Source organism: Moritella dasanensis ArB 0140 (genome assembly GCF_000276805.1).
GTDB classification, from domain to species: Bacteria; Pseudomonadota; Gammaproteobacteria; order Enterobacterales; family Moritellaceae; genus Moritella; species Moritella dasanensis.
In genome coordinates, this window is sequence record NZ_AKXQ01000012.1 from 109,070 (window position 1) to 128,115 (window position 19,046).

Annotated in this window: 15 protein-coding genes; 9 read left to right on the forward strand and 6 right to left on the reverse strand. The window is 41.9% G+C overall.

Annotated elements, in window-relative coordinates:
- Positions 1-491: 491 nt before the first annotated feature.
- Positions 492-1,904, reverse strand: a complete 1,413-nt coding sequence (locus A923_RS0111885; RefSeq protein ID WP_017221901.1) for an amidohydrolase — start codon at positions 1,902-1,904, stop codon at positions 492-494.
- 322 nt (positions 1,905-2,226) lie between these two features.
- Between A923_RS0111885 and rppH the strand changes: the two genes are divergently transcribed.
- The 3 genes from rppH to A923_RS0111900 all read left to right on the forward strand — a co-directional run bounded on the left by rppH (position 2,227) and on the right by A923_RS0111900 (position 5,658).
- A complete protein-coding gene (gene rppH, locus A923_RS0111890; RefSeq protein WP_017221902.1) occupies positions 2,227-2,733 on the forward strand; it encodes an RNA pyrophosphohydrolase in 507 nt (168 codons plus the stop codon).
- A 250-nt stretch (positions 2,734-2,983) separates the two neighbouring features.
- On the forward strand, positions 2,984-3,799 hold the full coding sequence (gene lgt, locus A923_RS0111895; protein ID WP_017221903.1) for a prolipoprotein diacylglyceryl transferase: 816 nt from the start codon (positions 2,984-2,986) through the stop codon (positions 3,797-3,799).
- 266 nt (positions 3,800-4,065) lie between these two features.
- Positions 4,066-5,658: a putative bifunctional diguanylate cyclase/phosphodiesterase gene (locus A923_RS0111900; protein WP_017221904.1), complete on the forward strand. Its 1,593-nt coding sequence runs from the start codon at positions 4,066-4,068 to the stop codon at positions 5,656-5,658.
- A gap of 126 nt (positions 5,659-5,784) precedes the next feature.
- On the opposite strand, the gene A923_RS0111905 is transcribed toward A923_RS0111900, so the two are convergent.
- The 4 genes from A923_RS0111905 to A923_RS0111920 form a co-directional block, all read right to left on the reverse strand.
- Positions 5,785-6,636, reverse strand: a complete 852-nt coding sequence (locus A923_RS0111905) for a thymidylate synthase (RefSeq protein ID WP_017221905.1) — start codon at positions 6,634-6,636, stop codon at positions 5,785-5,787.
- Between the two features lie 163 nt (positions 6,637-6,799).
- Complete coding sequence (gene olsF / locus A923_RS0111910) at positions 6,800-8,539, reverse strand: bifunctional ornithine lipid synthase OlsF (protein ID WP_017221906.1); 1,740 nt, start codon at positions 8,537-8,539, stop codon at positions 6,800-6,802.
- A 121-nt stretch (positions 8,540-8,660) separates the two neighbouring features.
- Complete coding sequence (locus A923_RS0111915; RefSeq protein WP_017221907.1) at positions 8,661-9,470, reverse strand: alpha/beta fold hydrolase; 810 nt, start codon at positions 9,468-9,470, stop codon at positions 8,661-8,663.
- Entirely contained in the window at positions 9,436-10,458 is a 1,023-nt protein-coding gene (locus A923_RS0111920; RefSeq protein WP_017221908.1) for a M14 family zinc carboxypeptidase, read from the reverse strand. Before A923_RS0111920 ends, A923_RS0111915 begins: the two co-directional genes overlap by 35 nt.
- Before the next feature lie 167 nt (positions 10,459-10,625).
- Here A923_RS0111920 and nhaA point away from each other — a divergent pair, with 167 nt between their 5' ends.
- Positions 10,626-11,837, forward strand: a complete 1,212-nt coding sequence (nhaA, locus tag A923_RS0111925; protein WP_017221909.1) for a Na+/H+ antiporter NhaA — start codon at positions 10,626-10,628, stop codon at positions 11,835-11,837.
- A gap of 93 nt (positions 11,838-11,930) precedes the next feature.
- Here the strand turns inward: nhaA and rpsT are convergent, their stop codons facing one another.
- Positions 11,931-12,191 carry a 30S ribosomal protein S20 gene (rpsT, locus tag A923_RS0111930; RefSeq protein ID WP_017221910.1) on the reverse strand — a complete coding sequence of 87 codons (261 nt, stop codon included), beginning with the start codon at positions 12,189-12,191 and terminating at the stop codon, positions 11,931-11,933.
- Between the two features lie 199 nt (positions 12,192-12,390).
- Here rpsT and murJ point away from each other — a divergent pair, with 199 nt between their 5' ends.
- From murJ to fkpB, 5 genes are all read left to right on the forward strand, one after another.
- A complete protein-coding gene (gene murJ / locus A923_RS0111935; RefSeq protein ID WP_017221911.1) occupies positions 12,391-13,950 on the forward strand; it encodes a murein biosynthesis integral membrane protein MurJ in 1,560 nt (519 codons plus the stop codon).
- A 73-nt stretch (positions 13,951-14,023) separates the two neighbouring features.
- Positions 14,024-14,956, forward strand: coding sequence for a bifunctional riboflavin kinase/FAD synthetase (gene ribF / locus A923_RS0111940; protein ID WP_017221912.1), 933 nt, complete (start codon positions 14,024-14,026; stop codon positions 14,954-14,956).
- A gap of 34 nt (positions 14,957-14,990) precedes the next feature.
- Positions 14,991-17,810 carry an isoleucine--tRNA ligase gene (ileS, locus tag A923_RS0111945; protein WP_017221913.1) on the forward strand — a complete coding sequence of 940 codons (2,820 nt, stop codon included), beginning with the start codon at positions 14,991-14,993 and terminating at the stop codon, positions 17,808-17,810.
- Between the two features lie 286 nt (positions 17,811-18,096).
- Positions 18,097-18,609, forward strand: coding sequence for a signal peptidase II (gene lspA, locus A923_RS0111950; RefSeq protein WP_017221914.1), 513 nt, complete (start codon positions 18,097-18,099; stop codon positions 18,607-18,609).
- Positions 18,599-19,045, forward strand: coding sequence for an FKBP-type peptidyl-prolyl cis-trans isomerase (fkpB, locus tag A923_RS0111955; protein ID WP_017221915.1), 447 nt, complete (start codon positions 18,599-18,601; stop codon positions 19,043-19,045). The genes lspA and fkpB overlap by 11 nt, the downstream gene beginning before the upstream one ends.
- Position 19,046: the final 1 nt, after the last annotated feature.

The following is a 19,046-nucleotide window of genomic DNA, read 5'->3' on the forward strand; positions in this document are numbered from 1 at the left end:
ACGGTCGTTTTACATACAAAACGAGGCTTAGGTCTCACTTTTGTGTTACGTAGATGTTTCAAGTTGAAATTTGATTTTAAGGCTTTGTTTTAAAACATTTTTTATATATTTTGAAGAGGGTGTGGATAATTTCATCACAGTTTTATTATGTTAAATGGTAATAATAAAAACACTACACAAGGTTATCCACAGAAAACGGGGATAACTTCCGGTTTAAAGGCTAAACTTTGTTAATAAATATCGATAATAGCGCTCAGTCGTGCTGTTTAGCTCAATTTCAATTACTTTTCCACACTCGTTATGTGTATAACTGTGATTATTGTGGATGATCAGGGTTTTTATTGAAAAATTGCTGTTTTATTGAGCAATACACGAGGTGTTAAAGGTTACGTTATCGCCTTTATAATAAGAGATGTATTAGCGTAAGGTATAAAACCAAGGTGAAACACCCTGGTTTTGATGGTTTATAGGCGCTATTAAAAACGACCTATTTAGATAACCTTTTCACCATTTTCGATTACTGTTTTACGTACTTTTTTAGTAAACTCGATTGCTTCTTCAATAATCTGTTTTTCATCAACTGTTAGCATATTGCGATCTTGCATGATCACCTTACCAGCTACGATAGAGTGGCGTACATTGCCAGCGTTAGCTGAATACACAAGTACTGAGTATGGGTTGTACATCGGTACCATGTTTGGTGCTTTAGTATCAATGACGATAATATCAGCCAATTTACCTACTTCTAATGAACCAATTTTGTCTTCCATGTGTAATGCTCTTGCAGCACCCATGGTAGCCATATCAATCACTTTAATTGGGGGCATTGCGCCGCGATCTTGGTTTACAAGTTTGTGGACTTTAGCTACTTGGTTTAATTCATCAATCGTACTGAGTGTATTACCCGACATTGGACCATCGGTACCTAAACCAATGCGTACATCTTCGTCATACATTTTAAGGGCTGGAGATACCCCTTTTGCTGATTTGATATTGGCACTCATGTTATGCGCAACACCGGTACCGGCTTTTTTTACTAGTTCGATATCTGAGTCGCTTACATTGATCATGTGCGCAGCCACTAAACGTTCGTCAAGTGAACCAATACTATCCATGTATTCAACAGGCGATTTACCGTCAGAGCGTGCGGCGATTTTCTCGTTTTCACGTTCTGATTCAGCAAGGTGGATAAGTACTGGTACATTATGTTCTTTCGCTAGCTTAGTTATTTGTTGCAGAACTTCAGTGGTATTGGTATACGGCGCATGTGGTGCAAATGCAGGGGTAATACGTGGGTGATCTTTGTATTCTTCGATAAAGTTCAGTGCGTATTGAATACCTTCTTGGGCATTCTGGGCATCGGCAACAGGGAACTTAATCACTGTTTCACCTAAGATTGCACGCATACCAATCTTATCAACTGTTTTTGCTACTTCATCTTCAAAGTAATACATGTCGCTGTAAGTTGTCACACCACCTTTAACCATTTCGAGATTACCGAGGTTGGCGCCAATACGCACCATGTCACGGCTGACGAGTTTCTTTTCTAATGGGAAGATATAGCGGTGTAAACGTCCTGGGACATCATCTGCTAGTGAACGGAATACCGTCATTGATGCGTGTGTATGGGTATTAATTAAACCAGGCATCACGATGTCGCCATCCACATCCATGATTTTATTTGCTTGGTATTGCTGTGCAAGTTTAGCATCACCAACGGCAATAATTTTATTGCCTTTAATCACGACTGTACCGTTTTCATAAATGGTTTTATCACTGTTCATTGTTAATACAGTGGCATCTGTGATGATCAAATCAACTTTTTCTGCTGCATGCACAGATGTCGCAAAAATGATTGAAGCGGCAAGCAATGTTTTATTTAAAAATTTGTTACTAGCAAACATGTTTAATCTCAATTTTATATGAATAGGACAGAAAACACTCTGGGAAGTCGAATGACTCGATTTTACAGAGCTTTATAAACTTATTCGCCTTTAATGGCAATCAAATTACTGCAAACAGCCCCGTTAGTAGTAATTGCTTTGGCGTTAACTATTTTTTAAAAGCACCACCGTATTAAAGCCTGTTAATCTGCTCATTTTCTGGAAATGATCGGTATTTTGCCTTTGTAAATGGATCTTTAGCAAAACTGTTCGTGTAAGTTTGCCGCACATTGATTTATATGAAACAATCAAGTTAACTAAGTTCTACCCTTAAGGTGCTAATGTGATTGATAGCGATGGCTATCGTCTTAATGTAGGCATCCTAATTTGTAATCGTGAAGGTCAAGTTTTATGGGCTAAACGTTGTGGGCAACATTCTTGGCAATTTCCGCAAGGTGGTGTAGATGATGGAGAGTCTGCAGAGCAAGCTATGTATCGAGAACTATATGAAGAGGTTGGGCTAAAAGAGAAACATGTTTCTATTTTGGCAACCTCTAAAACATGGTTGAAATATAAGTTACCAAAACGATTAGTCAGATGGGATAGTAAACCGGTCTGCATTGGACAAAAGCAAAAATGGTTTTTACTGTGTCTGGAAGCGGATGACAGTCAAATCGACTTTAAATGCACAGGTCATCCTGAGTTTGATGATTGGCGTTGGGTCAGTTATTGGTACCCTGTACGTCAGGTTGTATCGTTTAAAAAAGACGTTTATCGTCGCGTGATGAAAGAATTTGCCCCCGTGGCATTGCCTTTTTTGCGCAAAGACGCTAAGCGTAAACGACGTTAATGCTAAATAATGCCTGCGTATTGAATTGTCTATAGGATTCAATACAAAGGCATTACTTATTCAACTCCCCTCAATTATTTACATCGCTATTTTAGAACTTAATTATCAACCTAATACTTTGGTTTTATTTACCTTATTTTACCGATTCTATTACGGCACTGTCTTTGTTGTCGTTGGTATTTGGTGTAAGGTGTGTTTAACTTTATTGCCTTAGCCAAGGCGAGTACTTATTTTATTCAGGAACTCACTAATGTCGCAGACATATCTACAATATCCAGAAATTGATCCTATTGCGATCAGTCTTGGTCCTATCAACGTGTATTGGTATGGGTTGATGTATTTACTTGGTTTCTTATTTGCTAACTGGATGGGTAATCGTCAAGCAGCGAAGCCGGGTAGTAGCTGGAATAAAGACGAAGTCGGGGACCTATTGTTCTATGGCTTTCTTGGTGTGATCTTGGGTGGTCGTATCGGTTATGTACTGTTTTACAACTTTGGCTTATTCCTTGATGACCCTATGTACTTATTCCGTATTACCGACGGCGGCATGTCATTTCATGGCGGCCTGATTGGTGTATTACTGGCGTTTGTTTATTTTGGTCGTAAGACTCAACGTTCGTTTTTTGTTATTGCAGACTTTGTCGCGCCGATGGTGCCGTTTGGTTTAGCGGCCGGACGTATTGGTAACTTTATTAATGGCGAGCTGTGGGGTCGTGTGACAGATGTGCCTTGGGCGATGGTATTCCCAACGGGTGGCGATCTACCACGACACCCAAGTCAGTTATATCAGTTCGCAATGGAAGGCGTGTTATTACTTATCATCTTGCAAGTATTTGCCCGTAAACCACGCCCTGTTGGCGCAATCTCGGGTCTGTTCTTGTTCGGTTATGGTATTTTCCGCTTTATAGCTGAATACTTCCGCCAACCTGATTCACAGCTTGGTCTGTATTTTGATCTGATCAGTATGGGGCAAATATTATCGACGCCAATGATCTTCCTTGGTGCGGTAATTATGTTTGTTGCCTACAAAAAACCGACCTTATTTTTAGGTAAAACTGATAAATAATCGTGTTGAAACAAACGCAGATACCAATGTTATGCTTAGTATTGGTATCGGCGTGATGGTATAATCATCAAGGTACTCACCTTGTTGGTTATAATTTCATCAGTAGAATAAATTACTATGTAGAACAACTAAGTAGTATTGGGTTTGTTTCTAAAGCCTGATTTTATGTTGACTCTATTACTTCCTACCTAATGATACGCTATCAACAATAACAAGCGCATTCCACGAACGACTTGCTGCTCGTTTAGCTATGGTAATACTGCAGTATGAATATTCTCTCTATTTGTTTAGTTGCGTTAGGATTGGTTTTTTTATCCCAAAGTCTAAAGCCAGCCATTAAAATCTGCAAACAAGTGCACAGTTTAGGCTGGCAGCTATTACTGTTATTAATCGTTTTTTTCTTTATCGGTTACTGCTCTTTTCTGTATTATTTGACGACGATCACCACGGTTTCTATTGTCGAAATCTGCTTATCGACCATTTTATTTGGTGGCAGTATTTTTGTGTTTATGGTGATTGAATTTAGCCTCAACAGTATTGAAGAACTGCATATTATCGCCCAAAAAGAACGCTACAATGCCTTGCATGATTCATTAACAGGTTTACCTAATCGACTGCATTTTATGGAAACTGTGACGACTAAAGTTGTTGCCGCTGCGCCTTTCTCTGTATTTGTATTAGATTTAAATGACTTTAAGCAAATCAATGATGTGGTAGGACACTACTATGGTGATCAACTGCTGATTAAACTATCAAAAAGATTGTCTCGGGCATTACCTGAGGGCTGTTTCTTTTCACGTGTTGGTGGCGATGAGTTTGTTTTATTGTTTAATGCCATCGAGCTATCAGAGATTAGTGACTTAATGGCAATCATAGATAAAACATTAGTTAAACCATTCAATATCAATAGTTATAATTTTAACGTACGCATTAGTACGGGGATCAGTTTGTTTCCCTACCATAGCAGTACGATAGCGCCGTTATTACAGAAAGCCGATACTGCAATGTATGAATCGAAAAAGCAGCAGGTGTCTTATCGACTGTACAACGATACATTAGACGATGATGCCAAGGCCCGTCTTGCTATATCAAGTAAGTTACACCTCGCATTAGCAAAAAATCAATTCCAGCTGTATTACCAGCCGTTGGTAAAATTACAATCGACGAAGGTACATCATTTTGAAGCCTTGTTACGTTGGCCACAAACGGATGGTAGTTTTATTCCGCCAGATCAGTTTATCCCATTGGCCGAGCAAAATGGCACGATTCGTCAAATCACCTTGTGGGTTTTAGACACTATCACTCAGGACTTAGTCGACTTTGCCGCTCAAGATGTTGATGCGTGTATCCATATCAATCTATCGGCTCTGGACTTGCAAGATGATTACTTTTCAACGCGACTTTCAGCGTTGGTTCGTGAAGGTTTATTATCGCCCGTGCAGCTGGTATTAGAAGTCACTGAAACGGCTATCATGACGGATATAACCAAAACCCGCGATATTCTGTCTAAATTATCAAGGTTGGGTTTTCGTATTAGCCTGGATGATTTTGGTACCGGCTTTTCATCAATGTCTATTTTGCGAGAGTTGCCGATTAACCAAATTAAGATTGACCGTTCTTTTGTGATGGCGATGCATAACGGCAATACTAATAATGCCATTGTCCGTTCTATTATTTTCCTTGCGAAAAATCTAGGCTGTAGTGTGGTAGCAGAAGGGGTGGAAACCAAAGCGATTGCTGCGGAACTGACATTGCTAAGGTGCGATTATTTACAAGGCTATTACTACAGTAAACCGTTACCATTAGCGTCGTTGTTGCCTTATTGCGAGCAGCAAGGTTGGAAAGTGGCATTGCAGTAGCAATCATCGTTCAGTAGTCAGTCATTAAAATGCAAAAGGGCGTTAACCGATAAAGTTAACGCCCTTTTGTTATCGACAATCCACGGACTTGACCATGAACCTGCTTTTAATCATTTATGATAAGTGCTATACCGAAAATGGGTACTTTATTGCATCGTGGTGTTGATAATCAGACACTTCAAAATCAGCCATGGTTACCCACGTTTCTAAATCTTCTAAGGTCTTAATTTTTGGATTGATGTGTAACTTAGGTAGTGGCAATGGTTGACGTTTTAATTGCACGTCACGCATCAATTCCAGCTGATCTTCATAAATGTGTGCATTCACAATCTTGTGGTATGCCTGACCGGCTTTATGACCGGTAATTTGCGCTACCAGTGCTAACAATACATGAACTTGTACCATATTGAAGTTTAAGCCTAGCGGCACGTCACACGAACGTTGAGTACTGTTTAGGTATAACGTATCACCAAGTAATGAAAAGTGATGGCTGTACATGCACGGGCGTAAACAACCTAATTCAAATGCACCTGGGTTGAAGAAAGTTAAGATCTCGCCACGGTTATCAATACCGTTCGTTAAGTCATCAATGATCTGACGTAGTAGATCGACAGTGCCACCTTGTGGTTTTACCCAATTACGCGCACAGGCTCCATACACATAACCCATGTCGTCTTCACCTTTACGGTGTGGGCTTGCTAACCAAACTGCGTTGTCATTGGCATTGGCATCCCATGTCTTGGTGCCTAATGCGCGAAAGTCAGCGGCATTATCATAACCACGGATGTAACCAATGATCTCGGCAATGGCTGATTTCCAAAAACTTTTCCGGGTAGTTACCAACGGAAACTCATTGTTTGCTACGTCATAAGTGAGATCAGCATTGATTACGGTTAAACAGCGTTTTCCGGTACGTTCATTTTCAACCCAAACACCTTGTTCCACTATTCGTGTACATAAATCAAGATACTGTTTCATCGACTACTACCCACTCTTATTGTTATACATTAATTATTGTGCATGATTTGCATGGGCAGGATCTTTACATAGATCAGTAGATGTTACAAATTAAGAATGTAGCAAAGAGCAGTTATTATCGCTGAGTTACTCGCAGCGATAATGGTGATGTTAGCAGTGGCGACTAAGCGTGTTCGAGTTGCAGTGCTTGTGCGTTAAAGCGCTTCTTGTTCTTATCGGTAAATTGGGTCAGGTCTAATACGATCAAGCCATCGATGCAATGATTGAAGCTTGGGTCAATATTGAAATCAAAAATCTGCACGCCACCGGGTTTACATAACTTGGTATATTGCTTAAACAAGGTCGGTACACTAAAGCCCATATGATTAAGCTGGGCCTTTAAAATGACCATGCCTGATTCGGTGTCGGTATTAGCGAATAAGTCGGTTAAACGTAAGCTGGCTTGTTCTGATAAGCGAAATGGCATGGTCGCCGTGGCAACATTACTCGGATTACCGTAGAAGTGCTGATAGTAATATACCAGCAGCTCTTTTGCAGGTTGCGAATAGCTGTTACTGATACTCACAGTACCAAACAGGTAGCGACAACCACTGTGCTGAATAATATATTCCATGATCCCTTGCCACAAGTATTCCAGACAGCGCGTGCCCCAATATTTTGGCTGAATAAAACTACGGCCGAGTTCGATACCAGAGCTGAGATAAGGACTCATTGCTGCTTGATAATCAAACAGGGTCGCGCTGTAGAGTTGTTGCTGTACGTTGGCTAAACCCACTTTATTGGTTTCTAATAACCGATAAGCGCCGATTAATTCCAGTTCTTTATCATCCCACAATAAGATATGCACATAAGAGTTATCGTAGATATCCACGTCGCGGCGTTCGCCCGTGCCTTCACCGACTAAGCGGAATGACTCTTCGCGCAAACGACCTATTTCACGCATGATGGTGGAGTTGGCTTGATGGCGGTAGCAGTAAATTTGTTTGCCATCACGGCTATCATTGAGTTTTTGGCAAGCGTGTATCTCACTGCGTAATAAGGCTTTGTTTTCGGGGTGAGCGATGGCTGATTGGGTATTGAAAATAGACGGTTTATCTTTGGTTAAGCGGTATAGATGTTTGCGAAACAGTGCTGTTTTGGTATTAATCGGTAAATCTAACGCTTGATAAGTATCGTAGTTAATCTGTTCACCAATGCGAATCGACACCGAGTTATGCGCATGTTTAAACATTTCGCGAATTAACCACAGGGTGGATATCGGTTTTGATAACATGGATAAGCTATAGAAAAACAGCGAGTTTTTAGCATTGATATAAATAGGGATGATAGGGGCTTGCACGCTGCTGGCGATACGTAAGAAACCATTGCGCCATTTACCGTCTTTCACGCCTTGCGGGCTAATACGCGATACTTCACCCGCCGGAAACATGATTACCACACCTTCGTCTTTAAGGTGGTTATTAATGGCTTTTAAACGCTGACTGGCGGTCCCGCCATTCATATTATCAACAGGCAAAAAATAATCACTTAATGGCTTGATGATCATGAGCATATCATTTGCAACGACCTTCACGTCGGGGCGGATCTTGCTGACCATTTTTAATAACGCCATGCCATCGAGTGTGCCAATCGGGTGGTTGGCAATGATCACGGCTTTACCGGTTGCTGGAATACGTTCAATTTCGTTCGGGCGTACTGAATAACTAAAACTAAAGTGTTCGAATACTTGTTCGATAAACTCAATGCCAGTGAGGTGGGCATAAGTTTCGCCAAACTGACGTAATTCACGTTCGTGGAACAGTAATCTGAGTGTCGCCAACATAGGTTTGGCGATAAGGCGGGTGGTTTTTTTCTGCAAAAAATCGGGGTAACGCTGGTTTATTTCCGCTTCTACGTTGAGCATAATCTTCATCCTTTAGATTATTGATGGCTTTATCATAGAAGTCGGAGATGACATTTTTAGTGGTTTTTTATGGCAATTATATGACCCGCCAATGGTCAATAATGTATGGCCTGTTAAAGCGTTATTCAGTGAGCCAGTCGATGATCATCTGACAAACCCAGCCCCCGTCATCAAGCGGTAAATCATGACCAGCAGTGGGATGATAATGAATTGGACACCGCCATTGGGTTGCAATAGCAGTGCTGCAACGTACATCTACGAGCTTATCCTGTGTGCTAGCGAGTAACAAAATCGCTTTAATTGGCGGCTGCGCTGGTGGACTAAAACGGCTGGCAGCATACAACTGACGTAAGGCATTCTGACGGTTTATCGGTTGTTGTTCTGCGTAATCGGCCCAACGTTGCGCCAATGCTTGATGACTGTGACTGTGTTGGCTATCGCTGGTCATCGTTAAAATGGCTTGCTCTTGTTGCAAAGGCGAACTGGTTAAAACCTTCAGTAGCGTGGGGATGTTATGCGGTTTTAAACGCTGATAAATAGGGCTGAAATGTTTGAAACTGGTATTAATAAACACCATCCGCTGGATCTCATTGGGAAAATGTTTGGCCCATTCACTGCAGATCATGCCCCCCATCGAAATGCCCAATAAGCTAATTGGATAACTGACGTCAGGATGTTGCTGTCTAAAGGCATTCCGCAGTTGTAGCATGATGCCAGTGATTGAGCTTGGTGTTGTCGCTTGCCATTGCTGGCCTGTACCAGCGATATCACAGCATAATACTTGGCTATTGAGTCGTAGGGCTAGTTGGGACGGAAACGCCTCCCAGTGTCGCTGTTGTCGATATAAGCCGCGGACTAATAACCACGTTGATGCTGTATTTATCGTTGTTGACGGATTACTCAGTGTACCAGAGCGAGGTTGCATCGGCATGGTTACGTTCCTTGTTGAGTTGTGGCAGCCAGTGGTTATAAGATCCAGTTACCTTGATTAAAAACTCCATGAGCACATGGTGCTGTCGCAATACCCGTTTAATACGATGGGGCTCAATCGGGTGGAAAATACCACTGGATTGGAATACCTGCAGTGGGTTCTTTTTGATCCAAGTCCAAGACCCCATTTCTAATGTGAGCGGCAGAAAGGTGGTATTGAGTGTAAGTGATTGGTCGTATAAATAATCCCATAAGTCGCCGTGCGTCATGTAATTTCTGGCTTGTGGTTCGAACACATAATCTTGATGTGGGTAGGTTTCGATGAGCATCTTGCGCAATTTGAATATCTCGGCAAGGTGCGGGATTGGTTGTTTTGATTTTGCATAAGGGAACCAGATCTGATTATTAAAGCCAAAACCAGAATGGCAGTCGAGGGCAATACTGAATGGTGCGGTTAATAGCTGCTGGCTAATATGTTCAACCAATACCCGCGATTCATGTTCCATCACCTTGCCTTTTTTACCCCGATACCAAGGTAATATATGACTAATACGTTGTCCGCCAACAAGCCAAGGCACACGACCAACGGCATCCACTGGTGCGTTACGCATTAAGTCGATGCCATTACCATTGGCGCGACTATTGTTAAGCATACCGATGGGATTCATTAATGGCAGGAACACTAATCTGACTTGGCTGAGCTCCTGGTGCAGAGATTGATCCCACTTTAATCGTCGAATAAGGCTTTCAAACAAGGCTAAAATAACCTGAGTGCCGATACGTTCGACACCATGGATACCGCCAATAAAAGCCACTACTGGTACATTCGGATCTTGCGATCCCATGCTCACTGAATAAAGCGGGTAGCTTGAGTTCTGATGGGATACATGGGCTAAAACTTCGCTATGCAGGTGTTTACCACCTAATTCGATTAACGCTTCGAGTTGCACGAGTTCGGGCAATGCTTGTTGTTGTTGGGTCAATGGCATTAATAATTACCTAAATAGGAGGATTAAAACAATTAATGCATACCAATATAGCGAAATTGAAAGATTTAAAAGTTAAATCTTTGTGAATTTTCTATACTGGATCTATGTGGTTGATGCTTTGAACATTTATTCATTACGACTACCCAATAACAAGCAAGGAGGCTGATTTGTATAAATCTTTAACACAATTCTTACGTACTGAGTCATCAGGTGGTGTATTACTTATTATTGCCGCTATATTAGCGATGATCGTGGCTAACTCGCCATTTTCTGAACTGTATTTGAATTTTTTACACACCGAGATCCAAGTTCGTGTAGCCAATATTGATATCAACAAATCATTCAGTCATTGGATTAATGACGGCTTGATGGCGGTATTTTTCTTGTTGATTGGTTTAGAAGTAAAGCAAGAATTGGTAGAAGGCGCGCTGGCGAGTCGTAAAAAATCCCTATTTCCTATCATTGCAGCTGCTGGTGGTATGTTGGCGCCAGCACTGGTGTATTTAAGTTTTAATGGCGTTAACCCCGAAGCCGTTAAAGGCTGGGCTATTCCTGCGGCAACGGATATCGCGTTTGCATTAGGGGTATTGTCATTGCTGGGTAAGCGCGTGCCGCTGAATCTGAAAATATTCTTATTGGCGCTCGCGATCATCGATGATTTGGGGGTGATTATCATCATCGCCTTGTTTTATACCGCCGAGATGTCGGTACTCTCGTTGACGTTAGCTTGCGCTTGTATCAGTGTATTATGGCTAATGCACCGTTACAATGTCATGAGTTTAACCCCGTATTTAATTGTTGGCGCACTGCTGTGGGTGGCGGTATTAAAATCAGGCGTGCACGCGACACTGGCTGGTGTGGTGATTGGTTTTGCCATTCCAATGTACCGCCAAGATAACAAAAATGATGTTGAAAACCCGCATTCGCCAGCGAAAACACTCGCTCGTTGGTTACACCCTTGGACAAAATATTATATCTTACCGCTGTTCGCGTTTGCCAATGCTGGGGTATCGTTAACCAATATTCAATTCAGCGATATGACATCTGCATTACCTATCGGTGTAGCGTTAGGGCTATTTATTGGTAAACCCTTGGGGATCTTTAGTATTAGTTGGTTAGCTGTTAAATTTAAAATTGCGACATTACCGGAGGGCGTTAACTTTAAACAGATTTTTGCGGTATCAGTACTGTGTGGTATTGGTTTTACGATGTCGATGTTTATTACGTCACTCGCGTTTACCGATCCGGTGATGGCTGATCTGTCTCGACTGGGAATATTGATGGGGTCTACATTGGCCGCTGTCGTGGGTTATTATTTACTTGCTTGTGCGACAACAACAAAAAATGCGGTGGAAATTGACGAGGAAGCGCCTGGATAGGCTGACTTTATCAGCGATTACAGTTAAATATTATTTTTTAGATATAAAAAAACCAGCCGAAGCTGGTTTTTCATTATCGTATTAAAGCAATAATTAAAGTGCTTTGATCTTAGCAGAAAGACGGCTCTTAACACGAGCAGCTTTGTTTGCGTGGATCAGGCCTTTAGTAGCCATACGATCAAGAATCGGTTGTGCAGCAACAAATGCAGCAGTCGCTTCTTCTTTATTACCAGCAGTGATAGCTACTAGAATTTTCTTAGTCAGTGTACGCATCATTGAACGACGTGAAGTGTTGTGCTTGCGGCGTTTTTCAGATTGGATTGCGCGTTTTTTAGCAGACTTGATATTAGCCAAGGTCCTACTCCTAAATGTCTAAAGACGTTAATTTTATAAAGGCGAGGAATATGCCTTGCCTAACGATATTTGTCAATATTTTTGTGTAAATAACAGGCAAAATATTGGCAACTAACTGCAATGACAGTTAAGATGTGGGACATATTTTAGCAGCAAATGCGCCCCACGAACAGGGGTTGATTGACATAAAAGGTATTTCTTGAGTAATAAATTAATAAAATCTGGCCTTATCGTCAGTTCAATGACCATGATCTCGCGTATTTTAGGTTTAGTGCGTGATGTTATCGTTGCAAACTTGATGGGCGCAGGTGCCGCCGCCGATGTTTTCTTCTTTGCGAATAAAATCCCTAATTTCTTACGTCGTCTTTTCGCTGAAGGTGCATTCGCACAAGCTTTTGTGCCTGTTTTGACCGAATATCAACAAACAGGCGATAAACAAAAGGTACAACAGTTAATCGCCTCGGTATCGGGTACCTTAGGTGTATTAGTCACAATTGTTACCTTGTTTGGGGTAATTGGCTCACCTCTCATCACTATTTTGTTTGGTGCTGGCTGGTTTGTCGATTGGCTCAATGATGGGCCCGATGCACATAAATTTGAACTCGCTTCATTTATGTTAAAAATTACTTTCCCTTATTTATGGTTTATTACTTTTACAGCACTTTCTGGTGCTATTTTAAACACCCTCGGTAAGTTTGCTGTTGCGGCCTTTACGCCAGTATTTTTAAATATCGCGATTATTGGTGCGGCATTGTTCATTTCGCCTCATTTAGAACAGCCTGAAGTTGGCTTGGCTATTGGTGTATTCATCGGTGGTGCAATTCAGTTTTTATTCCAAATTCCATTTTTAGCAAAACAAAAAATGTTAGTGAAACCACGCTGGGGTTGGCGTGATCCTGGTGTGACTAAAATTAGAAAATTAATGATACCGGCGATGTTTGGGGTATCAGTAAGCCAAATTAATTTACTGTTTGATACGTTTATTGCTTCATTTTTAATGACGGGTTCGATTAGTTGGCTGTACTACTCTGACCGATTACTCGAATTTCCGCTTGGTTTGTTCGGTATTGCGATTGCGACGGTGATTTTACCGGCGCTGTCGCGCACCCATTCGGCAAAGTCAGATACGCAGTTTAAGCAAACGATGGATTGGGGCGTGAGGGTGGTGTTATTACTCGGTACGCCGGCGATGATGGGCATGATTGTGCTTGCTAGCCCAATGCTTAAAGTACTGTTTATGCGTGGTGAATTTGGTGCTGATGATGTCTCTATGGCGTCAATGAGTTTGATGGCTTATGGTTCTGGCTTACTCAGCTTCATGCTTATTAAGGTGCTTGCGCCGGGTTATTATGCGCGCCAAGATACCCGTACGCCGGTTAAGTTCGGTATCGTCGCGATGATCAGTAATATGGGGTTTAACATCATTTTAGCTATCCCCTTTGGTTATGTCGGTTTGGCCTTGGCGACCGCGGGCTCAGCGACATTGAATGCGGGCTTGTTGTATTGGGGTTTACACAAGGAAGGGGTGTATAAGATCAATGCCGATACCGGTAAAGTGATTGCTAAGCTCTTCTTGTCTGCTGGTTTCATGGCAGGCTTAATTCAATATGCCAATCCCGATATGCAGCAATGGTATGCCTGGGGATTATTAGATAGCAGCTTATGCTTGTTAGGCTTAATTGGATTGGCCGTAATAAGCTATTTTATGGCGTTATTACTGCTTGGTTTACGCCCGCGACATTTTAAAATTATTGACTGAGTACAAATTGTTGCTGACCCTGTGCGTTGACTAAGTTATAATTTGTCGTTTTAGTGGAATAGTTGGCAAAGACATGGAGCTGATTCGAGGCATTCACAATTTAAAACCACACCATCAAGGGTGTGTTTTAACTATCGGTAACTTTGATGGCGTTCATCTCGGGCACCAATCGGTATTGCGACAGTTAATCGAAAAAGCGCAGCAATTGAATTTGCCAGCAACGGTAATGACATTTGAACCGCAGCCACTAGAGATGATCATTGGCGATAAAGCGCCTGCGCGATTAACACGGTTACGTGATAAGTACGCAGCGCTAAAAGATCAAAATATTGACCAGTTATTATGTGTGAATTTTAATAAAAAATTCGCGGCACTGTCGGCGGATGAATTTATCACTCAGTTGTTAGTGAATAAGTTAGGCGTTAAATATTTAGTCGTTGGTGATGATTTCCGTTTCGGCCATAAACGGTCGGGTGACTTTGCTATGTTGCAAGCTGCCGGTGCTAAACATGGCTTTGACGTGGTGAGCATGGATACGTTTAGCGTGGACCAAGCTCGCGTGAGCAGTACGATGATCCGCGACGCGTTAGCACTCGATAATCTTGATTTAGCCGCCGAATTATTAGGCCGACCATTCAGTATTTTTGGTAAGGTATCGCACGGTGCTAAATTAGGGCGAACTATCGGCTTTCCGACCGCGAATATACCGTTAAAACGCTGTGTAGACCCAATCAATGGTGTTTATGTAGTTGAAGTGTTAGGTATCAGTGATGATGCGATACAGGGCGTTGCCAACATTGGCAAACGTCCTACAGTTGGCGGCGTACGTACCCAACTGGAAGTGAATTTATTTAACTTTGATGACGACCTTTACGGCAAACAGCTCGAGGTTGTTCTGAAAAAGAGATTACGCGGCGAACAGAAATTTGCATCTTTTGATGTACTTCGTCAGCAAATAGAACGAGATGTCATTGCAGCCAAAACTTTTTTTGGCCTGTCAGTTTAATTTTTAATAATACCAATAACGGAAATTAGGATACATGAGCGAATATAAAAAAACGCTGAACCTGCCAAAAACTGGCTTCGCAATGCGCGCTAACTTAGCGAACCGTGAACCAAACATGTTGAAGCAGTGGACGACTGATGATTTATACGGAAAAATCCGTGCCGCTAAAGAAGGTAAAAAAACCTTTATTTTGCACGATGGCCCTCCTTATGCGAATGGTAAAATTCACATCGGTCACTCAGTTAATAAGATCCTGAAAGACGTTATTATTAAAGCCAAAGGCTTGTCTGGATTTGATGCACCTTACATTCCAGGTTGGGATTGTCACGGTCTACCAATTGAATTAATGGTAGAAAAGAAAGTGGGCAAACCAGGCCGTAAAGTAACGGCTGCACAGTTCCGCGAAGAATGTCGTAAATATGCGACTAAACAAGTTAACGGTCAACGTGAAGACTTTATCCGTCTTGGCGTATTAGGCGATTGGCAGAATCCGTACTTAACAATGGATTTCAGCACTGAAGCAAACATTATCCGCGCTTTAGGTAAAATCGTTGACAACGGTCACTTACAAAAAGGTTCTAAACCTGTTCATTGGTGTACAGATTGTGGTTCAGCATTAGCTGAAGCAGAAGTTGAATACGAAGATAAAAAATCACCAGCTATCTACGTACGTTTCACCGCGCAAGATCAAGCAGCTGTGAAAGCGGTATTTGGCAGTGATGTTGAAGGGTTAGTATCAACGGTTATCTGGACTACAACGCCTTGGACATTACCGGCTAACCGCGCGGTTGCATTAGCTGCACGAGTGGAATACTCGTTAGTTAATATGGTGACAGAATCAGGTTCACAACAGTTAATTCTAGCAACTGACTTAGTTGAATCTTGCATGGCTGTATTCGCACCTGAAAGTTTCACTACGTTAGGGTCTTGTACTGGTGCTGAACTTGAGAACTTACGCTTTAATCACCCGTTCTATGATTTCGACGTACCAGCTATTTTAGCTGACCACGTAACGACTGAAGCGGGTACGGGTGTTGTTCATACTGCACCTGGCCACGGTCAAGAAGATTACGTAGCAGGTCAAAATTACGATCTTGAAGTAGCAAACCCAGTTGGTAACAACGGTGTTTACCTTGAAGATACGCCATTATTTGCTGGTCAACATGTGTTTAAAGCAAACGATAGCGTGATTGAAGTGCTTAACGAAAAAGGTGCGTTACTAAACCACCAAGTCATTAAACACAGCTATCCACATTGCTGGCGCCACAAAACGCCAATCATTTTCCGTGCGACACCACAATGGTTTATCAGCATGGAACAAAATGGTTTGCGTAACGCGGCAATGAAAGAAATTCAAGATGTGCAATGGGTTCCTTCATGGGGCAAAGAGCGTATCGAAAGCATGGTAACGAACCGTCCTGACTGGTGTATTTCTCGTCAGCGTACTTGGGGCGTGCCAATCTCTTTATTCGTGCATAACGAAACACAAGAACCGCATCCACGTTCAGCTGCATTGATGGAAGACGTTGCTAAGTTAGTTGAGCAAAAAGGCATTCAAGCTTGGTGGGATCTCGATCCGACAGACTTGTTGGGTGATGATGCGGTTAACTATACTAAAGCACCTGATACCGTTGACGTATGGTTCGATTCGGGTTCAACCCACTTCTCTGTTGTTGATGCGCGTAAAGAATACGCTGGCGCAGAGATTGATCTTTACCTTGAAGGTTCTGATCAACATCGTGGTTGGTTCCAATCATCGCTAATGATTTCGACTGCGATTAAAGGTAAAGCACCTTACAAAGACGTATTAACACACGGTTTCGTGGTTGATGCGAAAGGCCGTAAGATGTCTAAATCTATCGGTAATGTAATGGCGCCACAAGATGTAATGAATCGCCTTGGTGGTGATGTATTACGTTGGTGGGTGGCAAGCACGGATTACACCGGTGAAATGACAGTATCTGATGAGATCTTAGATCGCAGTGCTGACGCTTACCGCCGTATTCGTAATACAGCACGTTTCCTATTGTCTAACCTTGAAGGTTTCAACCCTGAAACTGATATGGTTGCAGTAGAAGACATGGTGGCATTGGATCAATGGGCTATCGGTCGTGCACACGCACTACAAACTGAAATCCTAGCTGATTACGAAAACTACCAAATGCAGAATGTAACGCAAAAGCTAATGACATTCTGTTCAATTGAATTAGGTAGTTTCTACTTAGATATCATTAAAGATCGCCAGTACACAGCTAAATCAGACGGTATTGCTCGTCGTAGTTGTCAAACTGCGATGTTCCATATCTTAGAAGCGATGGTTCGTTGGACTGCGCCTATCTTAAGCTTTACCGCGTTTGAAATCTGGAATGCAATGCCGGGTAAACGTGCTGAATATGTGTTTACTGAAGAATGGTACACAGGTCTAGCACCACTTGCAGACGATGCTGAGCTAAACAACGCTTACTGGAGCAAGCTACAAGCTGTGCGTAGTGAAGTGAACAAGACTGTTGAAGTAGCACGTAACAATGCGGTTGTTGGTGGTTCTCTACAAGCTGACGTAACACTTTATGCTACTGCAGAGTTAGCAGCTGACCTTGGTAAATTAGGTAACGAATTACGTTTCCTATTATTAACGTCAAACACTAACGTTGTGGCTGTCACTGAAGCACCAGCTGATGTTGAAGCGAGCGCTATTGAAGGTTTATGGATCAGCGTTGCTAAGAGTGAAGCTGAGAAGTGCGAGCGTTGCTGGCACCATAACGACACTGTTGGTCAATCTGAAGTACATCCAACATTGTGTGCGCGTTGTGAAGACAACATTGATGGCGAAGGCGAACAACGCCAATTTGCTTAATCGTTAATGTATTCATTACGCTTATTGCAAGTGTAAGTACAATGCGAGTAAAGAAAGGTAATAACCATTAAGTTGCTATTATCGTTCACATAGAATGCCTACTGCGTGCTGGTTAACTTAATCAGCATAAACGCAGTAGGCATTTTTTTATGGATTAATGCTTAACCAATGTCATAAAATGATATGATTGTTAACAATCTATTTCAAAATGCTTTATTGCGAGTCATCACAATTTAGCTATAGCACGATATTTATCGTCATCGCGTTGACGTATCAGAGGGTAATAATGACCGTAGGCACAACGAAGAGAACGGGATTAATTTGGCTGTGGCTAGCCGTTCTTGCATTTATTATTGATTTGGGCACCAAGTCTTTTGTTGTCAGTCATTTCCAATTAGGTGAATCGGTAAATATATTACCTGTCTTCAATTTTACCTATGCACGTAACTATGGTGCCGCTTTTAGTATGCTGGCAGACGCAGGCGGTTGGCAACGTTGGTTCTTTGGCGTTATTGCAGTCTCTGTTTCAGGTTTATTGATTTATTGGCTTAAGCAACAAGCAGCCAATAAATATTGGAGCAACATTGCTTATGCGCTTATTTTAGGTGGCGCGTTAGGTAATTTATATGACCGAATTATTCATGGTTATGTAATTGATTTTTTACATGTGTATTGGGAAAAAAGTCATTTCCCAATCTTTAATTTAGCAGACACTTGGATCTGTATTGGCGCCGCGATGTTAATCTTGGAAGCCATTATGGAAAGTAAAAATGACAAGGAATCATCAAATGACAGTTAACGTAGCAACAATTGGCGATGATAGCCAAGTACTGATGCATTTTACTATTACCTTAACAGATGGTTCTGTTGCTGATAGTACCGAACTACAGGGTAAGCCAGCCAAGTTAGTGATTGGCGATGGCAGCTTAACGCCTAACTTTGAGCGTTGCTTATTAGGGTTGACGGTTGGTGATAAGAATAAATTTGAACTGCAACCAGAAGATGCATTCGGAAAACCTAATCCAGATAATATTTACTACTTAGACCGCGCGAAGTTTACCGAAGTGAAAGCCGAAGTTGGCTTAATTGTTGGTTTTACGCAGCCAGATGGTGCTGAATTACCGGGTATGATCCGTGAAGTTGTCGGTGATTCTGTCACTGTTGACTTTAATCATCCGTTAGCGGGACAAGTCGTGACGTTTGAAGTTGAAATTTTAGAAATTAATGCAGAATAAA